Genomic DNA, 16,408 nt, shown 5'->3' with positions numbered 1-16,408 from the left:
GCGAACTGTGGTCTGGGGGCGCGATGAGGGGCCTGACGGTTGCCGGATTGGCGCTGGAGGTGGCTCTGGTCTGGTGGGCGGGCCGGTCCTGAGGGTGGGGTCGCATACCCGGGGTGGGACTGGTGAGGGAGTTCGAGGTGACGTTCCGGGATCTGGTGCCGCGGTTGCTGCCCGCGTCCACAACCAAAACCGCTCGCGTCTGCTGGAAGCCCACCTCATGAGTGCGGCGCTCGCCGGGTCGGGCCGGTGGGCCGCGCAGCCGTGCCAAAGTGCCCGGCATGTACGACCTCAGTGACTCCGAACGGCTCGTGCTCACCGCGTTGGGGCAGCGGTACCTCCGGTAGGAACGACACCCGCGACCGGTGGCGTGGAAGCAGGTCGTCGACGACCTCAAGCGCCTCAACGGGCCGCACCTGGACCGTCAAGACCACCACCAACACGGTCGAAGCCGTCCGCAAACGCCTCGCCGCGCAGATCCTCGGGATCGTCCGTGACGACGGCATTGGCGAACCGGTCGGCAATGTGTTGAACCACAACCTGATCCAGGCCCTGCTCGAGACGACGACCCTGATGCCCGCCGGCCTCACCCTTCTCGGCGACGAGCAATCCCCAGCCGCACAAGGAAAGGCTCACAGGGCTGCCAGACCGGGCAACGCCAGCCGGCGGAAGCGTTCGTACATCTCGTCCGCCGAGCACCGCGCCTTGGTCACCATCCACCAGGTGATCAACCCGTTCATCCCGCTGAACAGGAACACCACGATCGCGCTGAGCTCCTCATCGCTGACCGTCAGCCGCGGCCGCAGATGCTCGAACAGGATCGTGTTCAGCTGGTCGCGGATCGGCCGGATCGCCAGCTCGTGGCCGAGCACCATCGCCTCGTACAGCGCCCGCTGCTTCTTGACCGAGTGGAACAGCGCGCGCATCGGGCCGAGGATGTCGTCCGGCACGCGTTGGGCCTCCGCGAGAAACGCCACGCGCACGTCGTCGTAGCCACTCAGCAGGAGGTCGTCCTTGCTTTGGTAGTGCGTGTAGAACGTCGAGCGGCCCACGTCGGCGCGGTCGAGGATGTCCTGCACGGTCACCTTCTGGTAGCTCTTCTCCAGCACCAGCGCGACCAACGCCTCCTGCAGCCGTTCGCGGGTCCGCCGAACCCTGCGGTCCTCCACATGCACCCCGTTTCCGCACAGTTGCGCCGGAGATGTTCAGTACCGGACACCTTCCACGGAACTGTGCCTGGTGTTCAGCCGTTTCAGTATCGAACATGGGTCCGGTAACGGACACTCGTTCGGAATTGCGGGGGAGCAGATGACCGTTCAACGGATCGACATGCCCAACATGGGGATCGCGTACCTGGTCACCGGGTACGAGGAGGCGCGGGCCGCGTTCACCGACCCGCGGCTGTGCCGGGACGCCCGCAACGCCCCGGACTGGCTGCGCGACCGGGTCGTGCAGAACCAGCGCGAGTCCGGCCTCGGCCGCAACATGCTCGACAGCGACCCGCCGGATCACACGCGCCTGCGGCAGGCCGTCAAACGCGCCTTCACACCGCGTCGCGTGGAGAGCCTGCGGCCGCGGGTTGGCGAGATCACGTCAGGGCTGCTCGACCGGATGGCCGGCCAGGACGAGCTCGACCTGATGGACGAGTTCGCGTTCCCGCTCCCGGTCACGGTGATCTGTGACCTGCTCGGCCTGCCGTACGCCGACCAGGACCAGTTCCGCGGCTGGACCGCGAGGCTGTTGATGGGTGGCGAGGACCGCGAGGCGAGCCGGGCCGCGAGTCACGCCATCCGCGGCTACCTGGAGGACTTCGTCGCCGGGATCACGGTCGAGGACCTGCCCGAGGACGCCCAGCCCGACCTGACGCACGCGCTGATCCGGGCCGGTCAGCTGGACCACGACGAGCTGGTCAGCATGTTGATGCTGCTGCTCATCGCGGGCCACGAGACCACGGTGAACCTGATCGGCACCGGCATGGTGTCGCTGTTCACCAACCCGGCCCAGCTCGAGCTGCTGCTCGCCGACCTTTCGCTTGTCCCGCAGGCGGTCGAGGAGATGCTGCGGTTCGACGGCCCGATCGTGTCCGCCCCGCCCCGGATCGCGGCCCAGGACCTCACCCTCGGTGGCACGGACATCCCGGCCGGGAGTGTGGTGGCGATCGCGTTGCCCGCCGCCAACCGCGACCCGGCACGGTTCGACGATCCGGACTTCCTCGACCTGACCAGAACGAACAACGCACACCTCGCGTTCGGCCATGGCACGCACTTCTGCCTGGGCGCCGCGCTGGCGCGGATGGAGGCCGAGATCGCGTTCACCGCCCTGCTGACCCGGTTCCCGGGCATCGGGCTGGCCGTGCCGTGGCAGGACCTGACGTGGCGCAGCGGAATGGTCCGGGCACTCAACGCGTTGCCGGTGCGGCTCAAGGCGGCGTGATCCGGCTCACTTCCCGGTCCACCCGTGCACGGATTCGGCCGCCCGCGCATTTCCCTGCATGATGACGTGTGGCCGCAGATCAGGACGGGTGCACCGGTTCCCCCAATGGGGTGACGGCACGCCGTACCACGATGTGGTCGTAAGCCCCGGTGTAGTGGTGTGTCACGCTACGGCAACCCCATACCAGGGCCAGGCGTCCAACTACGTGTGTCGGGGGATGGCGCAGCTAGCGAAGGAGAGCTGGATTGGACTACGGGCCGCCGAGGTCGGGCGGTCGCGCGGGTGAGCAGGGCCGAGGAGGACGTCCGGTGCCGCCGCGTGGCCAGCCAGGGGTGCCGCCACGTCGCCGGGTGCCGCCGCCCCCGGGTCGTGAGCAGGCTCCCCCGCCGGGCCGTACCCCAGTGCGCAGCGAGCCGCCGCCCAGGACCCGGGTGCGTCCGGCCGTGGACGACCGTGACTACGACGACCGCGGCCGCGACCGGGATCGTGACCGGCAGAGGTCGCGTCCCGCGGCCCCGCCGCCGCGCCGTCCGAGGTTCGTCGCCGGCAAGGTCGCCCTCGCGGTGGCCTCGCTGGTCGTGCTGAGCGCGACCGGGATCGGCTGGGACAAGTACAACGAGATCGTCAGCGGCTACACCACCGCCGACGTGATCGACCCGGGCGCGGGTGGCCCGAAGCCCGCCGACGGCGCCACCGACGTGCTGCTGGTCGGCCTGGACAGCCGGGTCGACGCGCAGGGCCACCCGTTGTCCAAGGAGCTGCTGGCCCGGCTGAACGCCGGTGTCGCCGACGGCCCGCTGAACACCGACACGCTGATCCTGATGCGCATCCCGAACGACGGCAGCAAGGCCGTCGGCATCTCGATCCCGCGTGACTCGTACGTCAACATCGCGGGCGGCTTCGGCAAGCACAAGATCAACTCGGCTTATGCCCGCGGCAAGGCGGCGGCGACGGCCAGGCTGAAGAAGCAGGGCGTCACCGACCCGGCCCAGCTGGAGGTCAAGTCCAGCCAGGAGGGCGCGCAGATCCTGATCAAGACGATCCAGGACCTCACCGGCGCCACCATCGACCACTACTCCGAGGTGAACCTGCTCGGCTTCGCCGACATCACCGACGCGGTCGGCGGCGCGGACGTGTGCCTGCTCAAACCGGCCAAGGACAGCTTCTCCGGGGCGAACTTCCCGGCGGGCCCGCAGACCCTGGCCGGCCCGCAGGCGCTGGCGTTCGTGCGGCAGCGGCACAACCTGCCCAACGGTGACCTGGACCGGATCGTGCGCCAGCAGGTGTTCATGAAGGGCATGGCCAGCAAGGTGCTCAGCGCGGGCACGCTGACCGACTCCAAGAAGCTGGACTCGCTGCTGGCCGCGATCAAGAAGTCGGTCGTGCTGGACCCGCGGTGGAACATCGTCGACTTCGCCCGGCAGATGTCCGGCATGACCGCCGGGCAGCTGGACTTCAAGACCATCCCAACCGGCAGGCCGGACCTCAAGACGCCGGAGGACGGCGACGCGATCCAGATCAACACCGCCGACGTGAAGACGTTCGTGCAGGGCCTGCTGCCCGGCGTCGGCCAGCCGGCCACCTCGGGCAGCCAGTCGCCGAGCAGCTCGGCGAGCAGCAACCCGGACACGCCCGGCAACGGCATCACCGTGGACGTCCGCAACGGCAACGGCGGGTCGGGCCTGGCCGCACAGGTGCTCAAGGACCTGACCAGCCAGGGCTACAAGGAAGGCACGACGCTCAACGCCAGCGTGCGCAGTAAGACCGTGGTCCGGTACGCCAAGGGTGAGAAGGCCAACGCCGACAAGGTGGTCGACGCGCTCGGCAAGGACTACACGGTCGAACAGGACACGTCTGTGCCCAAGGGACACGTCGTGGTGTACCTCGGCAAGGACTACAAGTCCTCGCAGGGCCTGGCCGGCGAGCCGTTGCTGCAGATGAACCCGCCCGCGTTGCGGGCGCAGCCGCCCGGAGCGCAGATCGGGGCCAACGGCGCACCGTGCGTCAACTAGCCTGACCAGGCTCGCTTCGCCCGTTCGGAGCAACACGTGAAAGAAAATTCTACTTTCGCGTAATAGCGGCGGGCCTGATCAGTTCCTCCAGTGTGTTGTTCGACGTGGCTGTGTACCAGCGGGTGCTCGGGGACGAGATCCGCCGGCTGCGTAAGAAACGTGGCCTGACTCGCAAGCAGCTCAACCGCCGCTTGCAGAGCGAGATCTCGCTGCAAACGCTCGCCACCTACGAGCTGGGCACGAGACAGTGCTCGGTCGTCCGGTTCGTCGAGATCTGTGTGGCTCTCGACGAGCAACCGCACGAGCTGATGGCGCGCGTGCACGAGCGCGTGTTCGCCGACGCCCCCCGTGGCCGGATCCGGCTCGACCTGCGCCAGGTCGTCCGCGACGACCACGACGAGCTGCTGCCGTTGCGCCGCTGGGCCAGAGGCAGGCTCGACCACCTCCCGAACGCCGGGGCCGCCGAGGTCCAGCTGGACTTCGCCGCCCTGGAGCAGCTCGCCGCGCTCTGCGGCCTGCAGACCGTCGAACTGATCGCCTTACTGCGCCGCATCGGCGGCGCCGCACCCGAACCCGTCGCCGTTCACCACCACTTCGGTGAGCACGACGAGGACGACTAGAGCCACCCACATGGAACCGGCAACGACCGCGCCCGATGCCGGTTCCGCCCTTCCGGGGAACCTCGGCAGGCCCCCAGGCTGAGGTTCCCCGGAAGGGATCACTTCTTCTCGACGAGTTCCTTCGCGATCGCGGTCAGGTCCTTCTCGCCCTGGTCCAGCGGGGCAGGCGTGTCACCGAAGAACCCCTTGGTGTAGCCGTACAGGCTGACCTTGGTGATCGTGTCGCCCTTGAGCACGTACAGGTCCAGATAGGTGTGGCCGTCGTGCTCGAAGGCCCGGTAGGTCGACTTGTCGCCGAGCTTGGGGCCTGCTTTGAACGAGCCCTGGGTATCGCCGAACTGCCGTTGGAACACGTTGGGGTCGGCGACCAGCTGCGGGTGCACGTTCGGCACCACGGCGACGCGGATCGTGCGAACGGTGCTGCCGCCCCGCGCGATCGAATAGTCGCAGTAGAAGTTGCCCTGGTCCTCGTAGCCGCGGGTGAAGACGGTCGCGTTGGCGCTCTTGAGCGCCTCCTCGCTGACCGCGCAGCGCGGGTTCGGCTGGGCGCCGATCGGCGTGGCGCCCTCGTCCCGGGACACGTAGATGATCCGCCACGTCACCCACCCACCACCGGCCAGCACGAGCAGCACGATCGCGGTGATGATGAGGATCTTGGGCAGCTTGCTCTTGCGCTTGGGCTGCTCCGGGGACCACTGCTGCTGGTAGGGCCTGGTCTGGTCGAACCCGGGGATGAAGGACGCGCCTTGCTGCTGATGGTGGTCGGCGCCCGGCTGGGGCTGGAAGCCTGGCGGCGGGGCCTGCTGCGGGTGAAAGCCAGACGCTGGTGTCTGCGGGGGCCGGCCCGGTGCCTGCGGCTGGAAGCCGGGTGGGTAGGCAGCCGCTTGCTGCTGAGGCTGGAAGCCGGGCCGGGACCCGGCCGCTCCTTGGGGCTGAAAGCCAGGCGGATGGGCGGCCGAGTCCTGCTGCGCCTGGAAGGCCGCAGGAGGCGGCTGCTGTGGCCCCGGTGGGGTGGGTGCGTTTTGTGCGGGTGGAGTGAAGCCCGGCGGGTACTGCGCTGGTTGGGCCGGCGGTTGTTGTGGGTACTGCTGGTTGTCTGGTTGTTGTTGCTGCCAGCCTGGTCCGGACATGTCGGAACCCCCTCCACCCCTTGAGTTCGCCCCAGCCTAGCGACCCGGGTGCCCCGCCGCCCGGACGCCGGGCGGTCCACCCGGCGTCCGGCCCACAGTGGACGGTCAGTCCTCCCGCCGGCCCAGGAAGGCCAGCATGCGGGTCTGTTCGCCCGCGTCGGTGGGTGGGGTCAGCTCGGGGCCGAAGAACCCGGGCCGCCGCACCACGTTCTTGCGCGACCAGTCGAACGCGACCGCGACCAGCTCCTCATCCAGGTGCACGTCCAGCCCCAGGGCGTGCCCGATGTCCCACGTGTGGGCGACATGGTCGGTGATCATCAACGAGATCAGCGCGCCCACCGGCACCTCGCCGAGCCCCGGCAGGGTCGCGGTCCGTGCCAGCGCCTCCTCGGTGAGCGCCGCGAAACACGATGAACGCGCCGCCCGCCAAGTCGCCACCGGATCGTCGCCCATCATGACCGCTGGATGCGGCGACCCCGGTGCGCCGGCGGTCTCGCCCCACTCCTCACCGGTCGCCCACGTCCGCAGCCGGTGCTGACCCCAGATCACGTGCCCGGCGACGTCCCCGACCGTCCACTCGGAACACTCCGACGGCTTGTCCCAGGCCCCCGCCGGAACCTGTGTCACAACAGCATCGAACCCATCCTGAGCCCGCCGGTACAACTGCAGCATCAAGACCAACTCCATCCTCGAAGTGCCTCACGAACACCTCAAGGACGCAGCCATCCACCGGGACTCGACATGAGTTTCAGGTCAGTTGGAAGTCCGCCGGGTCGACCTTGCGGGTCTCCAGCCAGTAGCGCCAGGTGAAGCCCGGCCAGATGGTCCGGTTCACGCCCATCGCGTCGAGATACCAGCTGTCACAACCGCCCTGCGACCACACGCCCTTCGCCAGCTGCCGCTGGATCCGCGAGTTGAACTCGTCCTGTGCCTGCGGGCGGACGTTCAACGCCTTGGCGCGGCTGCGTTCCACCAGCTTGATCGCGTCGGCGACGTACCGGATCTGCGACTCGATCATGAACACCACGGAGTTGTGGCCCAGGCCGGTGTTCGGGCCCAGCAGGAAGAACAGGTTGGGGAACCCGGCCACCGTGATGCCCTTGTGGGTCTGGATGCCGTTGCGCTGCCAGTGCTTGGCCAGGTTGGTCTCGTCGAGGCCGACGACGTCCAGGTAGTCGAACGCGTCGGTGACGTGGAAGCCGGTGCCGAAGATGATGGCGTCGACCTCGTACTCCTCGCCGTCGGTCGTCACCACGCTGTGCTCGCGGACCTGCGCGACGCCGGACGTGACCACCTCGACGTTGTCGCGGGTCAGCGCCGGGTAGTAGTCGTTCGAGACCAGCACACGTTTGCACCCCATCGTGTAGTCCGGGGTCAGCTTTCGGCGCAACGCGGGGTCCTTGATCTGCTTGGCCATGTGCCGTTTGGCCAGGCCCTGAGCCAGCTTCAGCAGGCCGGGGCGGGAGCTGAACGCGATCGCGCGCGACTCCAGCAGCCAGTAGACGAAGTCGCGGTAGAGCCGTTGGGTCAGCGGCACGGTCTTGAACAGGCGCTTCACCCACGACGGCATCTCGTAGTCCGGCTTGGGCATGATCCACGGCGCGGTCCGCTGGAACAGTGTCAGCTTCTCCACGTCGGGCGCGATCCGCGGGACGAACTGGATCGCGCTCGCGCCCGTGCCGATCACCGCCACGCGCTTGCCGCGCAGGTCGTAGCCGTGGTTCCAGGTCGCCGAGTGGAACGTCTCGCCCTTGAAGTCCGTCAGCCCGGGCAGCTCGGGGATGTGCGGGATATGCAGCGCGCCAATACCCGACACCAGGAACCGGGCGACGTACTCGTCGCCGTTGCTCGCGTGCAGGTGCCAGCGGCCCTCGTCGTCGTCCCAGCGCGCGCTGACCATCTCGGTGCCGAACCGGATGTGGTCGCGAACGTGGTACTTGTCCGTAACGCGGCGCAGGTAGTCCCAGATCTCCTGCTGCGGTGAGTAGGAGCGGCTCCAGCCGGGGTTCTGCTCGAACGAGAAGGAGTACATGTGCGACGGGATGTCACACGCGCAGCCCGGGTAGGTGTTGTCCCGCCAGGTGCCGCCGACGTCCTGGTTCTTCTCCAGCACCACGAAGTCGGCGCGGCCGGTGCGTTTGAGCTGGATGGCCATGCCGAGCCCGGAGAACCCGGTGCCGATGACCACGACCCCGGTCTCGTGTCGGTTGCCCATGTCTCCTCCAAGCGGCTCGGATGTTACCGATAGTAGGTTACTTCAAGTAGGAAACGGTAGAGTGAGTGTCGTGACAAGCGCGGGGAGCAAGACCGAACGACGGCGGCGGATGCCGCGGGCGGACCGGGAACAGCAGATGATGACGGTCGCCGAAGCGGTCTTCGCCGAACGCGGGTACGCCGCGACCTCGATGGACGAGATCGCCGAACGGGTCGGCGTGTCCAAGCCGATGCTCTACGAGTACTTCGGCTCCAAGGAAGGCCTGCTCGTGGCCTGCATCCGGCAGGTGCGGGTGGAGCTGCGGGACCGCACGGCCGAGTCGGTGATCGGCGCCGACACCCCCGAGGAGGCGTTGCGCCGCGGCCTGGTGACGTTCTTCAAGTACACCGACGAGCACCGCCGGTCATGGGACCTGCTGCTGCGCACCGAAGCCGCCGTGGTCGGGCCGGCCGCGGTCGCCGAGATGGAAGCGGTCCGCCAGGAACAGACCCAGCTGCACATCGCGCTGTTCTCGGCGTACATGCCCGACGCGACGCCGCTCGAGCTCGAAGCGGCAGCCGAGATTCTGGTCGGCGCGTGCGAACGGCTCTCGGTCTGGTACGTCCGGCACGACGACGTGACCGCCGAAGAAGCCGCCGAACACATCATGCGGATGACATGGTTCGGCCTGAAAGGCGAAGTCGAGGCCAGGCACAAGCACTGACAGTAGTGTCGATTAACACTCTGGATCGATCAGTGCGCCCACAACTGTCGGGATAGGCTCGAAAGACGTCTAATGGTGACAAGGACGTGGGAGCCGCGCGGAGAGGGGCCGTCATGGTGGAGCCGATCGAAGCGAACTACGTGCCCGACGGTGACGACTGGACCATCACGATCGTCGGCAAAGGCAAGACACTGACCGCCAAGGCCCCCGGCCTGATCGCCGCGCGCGACCGCGCGGACCAACTGGTCGACGAACTCGCCGGCGACGACAAGAAACGGACCGTGGTACACCGCCTCGACGGCGACGCCCTCGAGTTCACCACGGCCTACCTCAACGCCCGCCTCGCCCGGCCACCGGCACCCGAACCGGACCCGAAACCAAAGGTCGAGGAAACCAAGGCATAGCCGGTCGCGACGGCACGGCCTGCGGTCCTCGAAGCCGCAGGCCAGCAAACAACGGGGGCTAGCGGAAGATCCGGCGCACCACAAGCACAGCGACCAGCACACCCACCCCGATCAGCGCCGCCTTCACCCGAGGGTCATCGAACTTCGACTTCACACTCGAAGTGGCGTCATCCACCAGCTTCTTCGGATTCGCCTTGGTGCCGAGCTGATCCAGAGTCGAAGCCAGCGCATCCCGCGCCTGCTCGATGTCTCGCTGGATGGTGTCGGGGTCGCGGGCCACATGTCCTCCCAAGAATCCTGGCTCTCGCGGCCTACGGTAGATCACCCATGGTGTCCGTGCCCTCCAGGGATACCACTAGGCTGTCCGGAGTCAGTCGAGTAGGGGCTGTAGCCCAATTGGCAGAGGCACACGGTTTAGGTCCGTGCCAGTGGGGGTTCGAGTCCCCCCAGCCCTACGCGATTGGGCGGCCCCTGCTCGCGGATAGCGCTCGCCGGGATCGCTCCGGCGTAATTTCTGGGGGGCGACCCCCAGACCCCCGAAGCTGGGGCTTCGCCCCAGACCCCGTTGCGGGCTTCGCCCTCGGGGGCCGCAGCCCCTTGCCCCCGATGGGCGGAGCCCTGGGCTCCGTGACGGCTGAGCTTGGTGGTGGTGGGGCGCCCCTTGGTTATTGCGGGGTGGGCGGGGGGATGATCTGGGGGTGCGGGCGGAACGGTTGGTGGCGTTGTTGTTCATGTTGCAGGGGCGGCGGGGGGCGACTGTTGGGGAGTTGGCTGCTGCGCTTGGGGTTTCCGAGCGGACTGTTCACCGGGATGTGGCCGCTTTGGTGGATGCTGGGGTTCCTTTGTGGACTGAGGCGGGGCGGTATGGCGGGGTTCGGCTCGTTGATGGGTGGCGGACTCGGCTGGATGGGTTGACGTCGCGGGAGGCTGTCGCGATCTTCGCGATGGGGGTGCCGCGGGCGTTGGCCGAGCTGGGGTTGGGGACGGCGATGTCCGCTGCGCACGCCAAGGTCAACGCCACGCTGCCGCCCCAGATCCGGGAACAGGCCCAGCACATGGCGCAACGGTTCCACCTCGACGCGCCCGGCTGGTTCCACCCGCAGGACCAGGCCGAACACCTCGCCGCGGTCGCGCAAGCGGTGTGGGAACAGCACCGCGTCAAGGTGACGTACAAGGGCACGGTCGAGCGTGTGCTGCAACCGTTGGGGCTCGTGCTCAAAGCGGGTGTCTGGTACCTGGTGGCACAGGTCGACGGCACCGTCCGCACCTACCGCGTCGGCCGGATCGACCAGGTCGAGGACCTCGCCGAACCCTTCGAGCGCCCCACGGACTTCGACCTGGGCAGCTGGTGGGAGAACGCGTCGACCCAGTTCGAGAACACCCTGCGGCGCATCCCGATCCGCGTCCGCCTCAGCCCGAGGGGACTCAAGGCGCTGCCGTCGGTCATCGGCGTCGAAGCCGCGGCCGAAGCCGTACGACACGACCCAGGGCCGGATGGCTGGCGGGAGGTCGGGTTCGCCCTGGAAGACCCGGAAATAGCCGCCGTGATGCTGCTGGGCCTCGGGACCGAGGTGGAGGTGCTGGAGCCACCCGCCACGCGGGCCGCGTTCGCGGACGCCGCGCGGCGGATGGCCGAACGTCACCGGTAGCCGGTGGTGTCCGCGGGCTTCCCCGCGTCGGTCACCTCGGTCGAGTATCGCCACGCATCGGGCTGGCTACCGTCGATGTCCCGTATGCCGTAACGAAGAGCGATGCTGCCGCTGTCCAACGTCTTGCCGGAGAACCGCGCCTTGTCCGGGTCGGCGGCCAAGGCGACCACCCCGCGGCCCACGTAGGTCGGCGACTCGGCGATGGCGAAGTGCGGCTCCTTGGCCACCGCGTCCCGCCAGTTCTCCTCGGTCACGCCGAAGATGTCGAGCATCGCCTCCGACCGCAGCCACCCGGGGGTCAACGCGACTGCCGTGCAACCAAAGGACTCCAGCTCGAACGCCTCCGCGATCGCCATGGAATGCGCGGAAGTCTTCGCCAGATAGAACGCCAACGACGTGCCACGGCGGAAACGCGCGTTGTACTCGGCGGTGCCGTCGGTCATCTCCACCACGAGGCCGCCCGGCTGCTTGATCACCAGCGGCAGCAGGAAATGGCTCGTGATGATGTGCGCGTCGATGCCCAGCCGGATCATCCGCAGGCTCGCCTCCAGCGAGTGCTCCCACACCGGTTTCGCCCACTGCAGATGGTGATCACCGCCCCAGACCCCATCTATCAGAATGTCGATCCGCCCTTGCTCCCGTTCCACGCGCGCGGCGAACTCGGCGACCGCCGCTGGGTCGAGGTGGTCGACGCGCACCGCGAACCCCGTGCCCCCAGCCGCTTCGATCAGCGCGACGGTGTCCTCAATGGTTTCCGCCCGGTCCACTTCGGACCGTTGGGTACCGGACGTCCGTCCCGTCACATACACCGTCGCACCACTGCGCCCCAGCTCCACCGCGATCGCCCGGCTCGCCCCGCGCGTGCCACCGGCCACCACCGCCACCTTGCCCGAAAGATCTGTCATGCCCGCCACACTCGCGGCGAACCCTGTCAGAACGTGTCATGGTTTGGGTAAGGATGTCCGGGTGACTCCGACGTACGTGTTTGTGCACGGTTCAAGCAGCAACTCCTTCACCTGGGCGCCCCTGCAGCGCGAACTGGCGCTGCGCGGGCACCGCTCGCTGGCGGTCGACCTGCCGGGCCACGGGTTCGGTGCGTCGTTCCCGGTCGCGTACCAGGCGCCGCAGGACCTCGAGGCCTTCGCCAAGGCACCGGGCAGTGTGCTGGGAACCGACGCGGCTGTGGAGCATGTAGTCGATGTCGTAAGGCGCGTCGCCGAGCACGGGTCTGTAGTGCTCGTGGGTCATAGCCGTGGTGGTCTCACGCTGACGGGCGTCGGCAACGCGATCCCCGAGCTGGTCGACCGGATCGTCTACATCTCCGCGTGGTGCTGCGTGGACCTGACGGTGGGCGAGTACGCGACGGAACCGGAGAACGCGACGAGCGCCCTAGCGGCCACGGTGGGCATCTTGGCGGGCAACCCGGCCGAGCTGGGCCTGCTGCGGATGAACTGGCGGACCGCCGACCCGGCTTTGCTCGCCGCGCTGAAGACCGCGCTGCTCGATGACGGCACCGAGCAGGAGTTCCTGGCGTACCTCAACACCCTCGAACCCGACGAGAGCCTCGACGCGGGCACCCACCGGGCCGACGCGGCGACCTGGGGCCGCATCCCACGCACCTACATCCGGCTGACCAAGGACCTGTCCATGCCGCTGGCCCTGCAGGACCGGTTCATCCGGGAGGCCGACGCGCTCACCCCGGACAACCCGTTCGAGGTGCACTCGCTGGACAGCAGCCACGTGCGGTTCCTGATGTACCCGCAGGAGGCGGCCGAGATCCTCAGTCGATCACCAGGCCGGTGAGCTCGCGCTTGCGCCGCAGCACGTACCGGCCGGGCGCGATGCCGCTGTTGCCGTGCTCGGGGTGGTCGAGATAGGCCTCGGCCCCCGGCGGAACGTGCAGCGACCCCAAGGTGAGCCAGCCGTCCGAGGGCGAGTACCGCACGTCCCCGGACGCCAGGAGGAGGTGGGTGTTGCCGTTGGAGAGCGCCTGCACAACGGCAACCCCCTCGGCCGGGACGTAGGTGGCGGGCTCGATGTAGTCGTGCACCATGGCGGCGGGCACGACGGACACGTCGCCCTGGTGCTGCAGGCCGGCGAGCACGGGAATGTCGAGGTCCTGGGCGAGAACGCGCAGGTCACCGCCGAGGAGCTGGCTGAGGATCACGGGAGTCTCCCTAGGTGCGGCGGACGGTCTGGCGGTAGGCGTCGGCGGAGATGCCGATCTGCCACGCGGCGGCCGCCACGGGGTCGGTGAGGTCGGCGGGGACGGTCTCGGCGTAGGAGCGGCGGGTGCCGTCCCGCTCGGGCGTCCCGTTGGTCATCAGCAGGAGGTTGACGGGGACGGGATAGATGTCCGGCACCCGGTACAGCGACAGTGTCTGCCCAGGGTTGCCGGGGTCTGCCACGGTGCTACCGACCTGGGGCCAGCCCGCACGGGCGATGAGCGACTCCCACCCCTCGACGGAGGCGACTCGTTCGACCGCGCACCGGCGGACCTCGCTGTTGGGCTCCCGGACGATCTGCTCGATCGGCCAGCCGTCCAGGATCAGCGAGGCCGGGACCCGGGTCCCGTGCCACACGTACACACACCAGCCGTCCGGGTACACGAGCGCGGGCCCGTCGGCCCGGTGCAACCGGTACTGGTCGTCGCGGTACAGCGCCGACGGCCGTTCACACAGCACCACGGCGTCCCGCCGCGGCCACCACATGCCCGCGGACTTCGCGACCCTGGTGATCCCGGCGACTCGTCCGCACGGCACCGCCCCCAGGCGGGCGTACATGTCGTACCGGCTCAGCTCGGCGGCCTTGAACTGGCCCTCGATGCCCTCCCACAGCAGGTCCCGCATCGACCGCAGCTCCGCCTCGATGGCCTGGACGACCGCGTTGACCTGCGCGTGCACGGGTAAGCCGACCTCGGACCAGATCTGGTTGCCCGTGGCCGGGCTGATCCGCTCCGACAGCGAGTCGCCGAGGTAGATGTAGTTGTGCACCTCGTACTGCACGCTGGGGCCAGCCGTTTGACGTGACTTCTGTGCCTCGTCCGCCCCCGAGAACGGTGACCCCGCCCAGACCACGTGCTCCGGCGGGGGGAGTCCCGCCGCGCGGTAGGCCTGGGCGACGCCCGCGACCGCGGCCGGCCGGTCGGCGGGCTGCGTGCACAGCCCGTGGGCCAGCCATTCCGCGCGGACCTCAGCCATCAGTTGCGTCACCCGGCAGAGGATGCCGCGCCGGAGCCGGATCCTCTGTGTCAGATGACACGCTCGCACGTCCACTATGGACGAAAACCACGGCAAGGGCGACCGCGACGGTGGCGCTGTGCAGCACCAGCCCGATCGGGCTCCAGGTGGTGAAGATCGGTGGGATACAAGCCGCCGCGGCCAGCAGCCACGGCCACGACTGGTTACCACGCCGACTGAGTCCACTGTGGACGCTGTGGACGTACTGAATCAGGTACCCGCCCAGCATGAGGTGGATCAGGTTGGCCAGTGGGTCCAGCGCCAGCCCGAACAGCCACGGCGCCCCGACTTGCCAGGTCACGCCGGTGACAGCGAACCCCAGCACACCTAGCACGCTGTAGCCAACGCCAAGCGCCGACGCGAGTGCGTGTATTCCCGTCACCGGTCCGGACAACGTCGCCGACGGCCGCGGACGCCGTTCGAACCAGAAGAACGCGGCCAGCGTCACCGCCACGATCATGGCTATCCCGAGCCAGGTCCGGAACCGGGTGAACCAGTCCACACCTGTCGCACTCGTCAACCCGAAGACCAGCAACACGATCCCGACGTACACCAGGTACACCGTCATCGGCATGTTCCGCAGCACGCTGACCGCCTGCCGGGGCACCCACCCGTACGTGCGAACCATGCACGCCAGGCACACCAAGGCGATCCCGAGCAACGGCAGGTACCCCAGCGCGACAAACGCACCCAAGGCAGCTACAGCACCGACGATCAACACAACGCGGGGAACGCGTTGCAGCGGCCCGTCCTGCCAGTGGAAGGCCAGCTGCGCGAACCCCAACGCCAGCAGCACCCCGCTGACGTGAACGTACGGCGCCGAGTCCCCAGCAACGTCAACAGCCGTCGTCGCCACCAGCAACACGGCGGGAACGACCCAACTGAACCGCTGGTACAGCCACTGCATCGGCGGACACGCAGCCACAGTGATCAACACGAGTCCCAGCAACCACAACGGTTGCAAGACCAACTGGCCCACCGCGTTGATCGTCCCGGTAGGCGCGTCAAGGGCCTCGAGCGCCAACGGCACGATCAGCCACGCGAGCACGAACGCGAACGTCGGCCGCAGCAGCGCGGTGATCCGGTTGGCCAGGTACACGCCGTAGTCCTCGTTGGACTGCCGCCACGCAACCAAGTTGGCATGACCGCTGGCAAAGAACAGCAGTGGCGCCAGTTGTAGCTGTCCCAGGCTGGTGTTCCCGGCGAACGCGAGCACGGTCTCGCCGACCACGACCCCGGCCAGGCTCAGCACCTGCAGGAACGACATGTACGGGTGCCCGGAAGGCCGGGGCGCAACGGGTTTGCTAGGAGTACGACGCTTCCATGGCGGCCGGGCGGCGAGCAGGAAGATGACCACTAGCAGGCCCACGGCCCACGACGAGATCGGCTCCGCGCGCGGCGGACCCCAGCGCTGGTGCCACGAGTTGACCACCAGGCCGACCGTGTACAGCGACGCCACCACCGAGCACATCCCGGCCGAGTTCTGCGGGTTGAGCACGCACTGGTGGTGCATGTCGAACGACAGCTGGTCGTCCAGGCGGCGGCGGAGGTCGGCGGGCAGCGGGTGGCCCTTCTTCTCCGCGTACCGCAGCAGGTCGTAACCGAGGTCGTGCGCCTTGCAGCCGACGCTGTAGTCCCATCGGGTGTTCTCGTCGCCCCAAGGTGTCGAGCAGCCGCCGTCGACGTGTACCGCGCGCATGGTGCCATCCGGCGCGCGCATCCGGCCGGGCGTGACCTTCTCCACAGCGGTGAAGTCGGGCGGCAGCGTGGCCAGCGGGTCGACCCCGGAGCCCGGATGGAGCAGCGCCTCGATGGTCTGCGCGGCCAGCGCCAGGTCACCGGGCGGGATGTCGGTCGGCGGCGCGGCGGGGCGGGACGCGACGATCCCGAAGCCGAGCGCGGCCACGATGACCGCTACGACCCCCACCAACCTGCGCACATACGGAAAGTACCCGCAGAGATCGTGAAGACCCAGTCAGGCCCGCACCACCGTTTTGGTGGGGCCG

Annotated in this window: 17 protein-coding genes and 1 tRNA gene; 8 read left to right on the top strand and 10 right to left on the bottom strand. The window is 68.5% G+C overall.

Going from position 1 to position 16,408, the window contains the following annotated elements; genetic code table 11:
* Positions 1-399: 399 nt before the first annotated feature.
* Together AB0J95_RS10735 and AB0J95_RS10730 are read right to left on the bottom strand one after the other, a co-directional pair.
* The gene (locus AB0J95_RS10735) at positions 400-633 is read right to left on the bottom strand and encodes a hypothetical protein (RefSeq protein ID WP_364755421.1); all 234 of its coding nucleotides are present in this window, start codon (positions 631-633) and stop codon (positions 400-402) included.
* A complete protein-coding gene (locus tag AB0J95_RS10730) occupies positions 630-1,172 on the bottom strand; it encodes a TetR/AcrR family transcriptional regulator (RefSeq protein ID WP_364755419.1) in 543 nt (180 codons plus the stop codon). The genes AB0J95_RS10735 and AB0J95_RS10730 overlap by 4 nt, the downstream gene beginning before the upstream one ends.
* Positions 1,173-1,305: 133 nt before the next feature.
* Between AB0J95_RS10730 and AB0J95_RS10725 the strand changes: the two genes are divergently transcribed.
* The 3 genes from AB0J95_RS10725 to AB0J95_RS10715 all read left to right on the top strand — a co-directional run bounded on the left by AB0J95_RS10725 (position 1,306) and on the right by AB0J95_RS10715 (position 5,062).
* Positions 1,306-2,430 (top strand): cytochrome P450, encoded by a 1,125-nt coding sequence (locus AB0J95_RS10725; protein ID WP_364755417.1) that lies wholly within the window; start codon positions 1,306-1,308, stop codon positions 2,428-2,430.
* A gap of 443 nt (positions 2,431-2,873) precedes the next feature.
* On the top strand, positions 2,874-4,442 hold the full coding sequence (locus tag AB0J95_RS10720) for an LCP family protein (protein ID WP_364755414.1): 1,569 nt from the start codon (positions 2,874-2,876) through the stop codon (positions 4,440-4,442).
* A 104-nt stretch (positions 4,443-4,546) separates the two neighbouring features.
* The gene (locus AB0J95_RS10715; RefSeq protein WP_364755412.1) at positions 4,547-5,062 is read left to right on the top strand and encodes a helix-turn-helix domain-containing protein; all 516 of its coding nucleotides are present in this window, start codon (positions 4,547-4,549) and stop codon (positions 5,060-5,062) included.
* Positions 5,063-5,160: 98 nt separating this feature from the next.
* Here the strand turns inward: AB0J95_RS10715 and AB0J95_RS10710 are convergent, their stop codons facing one another.
* The 3 genes from AB0J95_RS10710 to AB0J95_RS10700 form a co-directional block, all read right to left on the bottom strand.
* On the bottom strand, positions 5,161-6,192 hold the full coding sequence (locus AB0J95_RS10710) for a hypothetical protein (protein ID WP_364755410.1): 1,032 nt from the start codon (positions 6,190-6,192) through the stop codon (positions 5,161-5,163).
* Between the two features lie 105 nt (positions 6,193-6,297).
* Positions 6,298-6,864, bottom strand: coding sequence for a TIGR03086 family metal-binding protein (locus AB0J95_RS10705; protein ID WP_364755408.1), 567 nt, complete (start codon positions 6,862-6,864; stop codon positions 6,298-6,300).
* Between the two features lie 76 nt (positions 6,865-6,940).
* Positions 6,941-8,407, bottom strand: a complete 1,467-nt coding sequence (locus AB0J95_RS10700; protein ID WP_364755405.1) for an NAD(P)/FAD-dependent oxidoreductase — start codon at positions 8,405-8,407, stop codon at positions 6,941-6,943.
* Positions 8,408-8,477: 70 nt separating this feature from the next.
* Between AB0J95_RS10700 and AB0J95_RS10695 the strand changes: the two genes are divergently transcribed.
* Together AB0J95_RS10695 and AB0J95_RS10690 are read left to right on the top strand one after the other, a co-directional pair.
* Positions 8,478-9,110 (top strand): helix-turn-helix domain-containing protein, encoded by a 633-nt coding sequence (locus tag AB0J95_RS10695; RefSeq protein ID WP_364755402.1) that lies wholly within the window; start codon positions 8,478-8,480, stop codon positions 9,108-9,110.
* Between the two features lie 113 nt (positions 9,111-9,223).
* Positions 9,224-9,514, top strand: a complete 291-nt coding sequence (locus tag AB0J95_RS10690) for a hypothetical protein (RefSeq protein WP_364755400.1) — start codon at positions 9,224-9,226, stop codon at positions 9,512-9,514.
* A 58-nt stretch (positions 9,515-9,572) separates the two neighbouring features.
* On the opposite strand, the gene AB0J95_RS10685 is transcribed toward AB0J95_RS10690, so the two are convergent.
* Positions 9,573-9,794 (bottom strand): DUF3618 domain-containing protein, encoded by a 222-nt coding sequence (locus AB0J95_RS10685; RefSeq protein ID WP_364755398.1) that lies wholly within the window; start codon positions 9,792-9,794, stop codon positions 9,573-9,575.
* Between the two features lie 101 nt (positions 9,795-9,895).
* On the opposite strand from AB0J95_RS10685, the gene AB0J95_RS10680 reads away from it, so the two are divergent.
* Positions 9,896-9,969, top strand: a tRNA-Leu gene (locus AB0J95_RS10680).
* Positions 9,970-10,212: 243 nt separating this feature from the next.
* Positions 10,213-11,163, top strand: a complete 951-nt coding sequence (locus AB0J95_RS10675) for a YafY family protein (protein WP_364755396.1) — start codon at positions 10,213-10,215, stop codon at positions 11,161-11,163.
* Here the strand turns inward: AB0J95_RS10675 and AB0J95_RS10670 are convergent.
* On the bottom strand, positions 11,154-12,068 hold the full coding sequence (locus AB0J95_RS10670) for an SDR family oxidoreductase (protein ID WP_364755393.1): 915 nt from the start codon (positions 12,066-12,068) through the stop codon (positions 11,154-11,156). The genes AB0J95_RS10675 and AB0J95_RS10670 overlap by 10 nt on opposite strands.
* Positions 12,069-12,129: 61 nt before the next feature.
* Between AB0J95_RS10670 and AB0J95_RS10665 the strand changes: the two genes are divergently transcribed.
* Positions 12,130-12,966 carry an alpha/beta hydrolase gene (locus tag AB0J95_RS10665; protein ID WP_364755390.1) on the top strand — a complete coding sequence of 279 codons (837 nt, stop codon included), beginning with the start codon at positions 12,130-12,132 and terminating at the stop codon, positions 12,964-12,966.
* Here the strand turns inward: AB0J95_RS10665 and AB0J95_RS10660 are convergent.
* The 3 genes from AB0J95_RS10660 to AB0J95_RS10650 are packed head-to-tail and all read right to left on the bottom strand — an operon-like array spanning position 12,944 to position 16,341.
* On the bottom strand, positions 12,944-13,330 hold the full coding sequence (locus AB0J95_RS10660) for a hypothetical protein (RefSeq protein WP_364755387.1): 387 nt from the start codon (positions 13,328-13,330) through the stop codon (positions 12,944-12,946). The genes AB0J95_RS10665 and AB0J95_RS10660 overlap by 23 nt on opposite strands.
* A 10-nt stretch (positions 13,331-13,340) precedes the next feature.
* Entirely contained in the window at positions 13,341-14,375 is a 1,035-nt protein-coding gene (locus AB0J95_RS10655; RefSeq protein WP_364755384.1) for a DUF6745 domain-containing protein, read from the bottom strand.
* On the bottom strand, positions 14,356-16,341 hold the full coding sequence (locus AB0J95_RS10650) for a phospholipase A2 (RefSeq protein WP_364755382.1): 1,986 nt from the start codon (positions 16,339-16,341) through the stop codon (positions 14,356-14,358). Before AB0J95_RS10650 ends, AB0J95_RS10655 begins: the two co-directional genes overlap by 20 nt.
* Positions 16,342-16,408 lie beyond the last annotated feature (67 nt).

Origin of the sequence: Actinocrispum sp. NPDC049592 (assembly GCF_040675465.1) — a bacterium.
Taxonomy (GTDB): domain Bacteria; phylum Actinomycetota; class Actinomycetes; order Mycobacteriales; family Pseudonocardiaceae; genus Kibdelosporangium.
The sequence above is the reverse complement of the archived record's forward strand: the minus strand, read 5'-3'. Positions and strand labels throughout refer to the sequence as shown.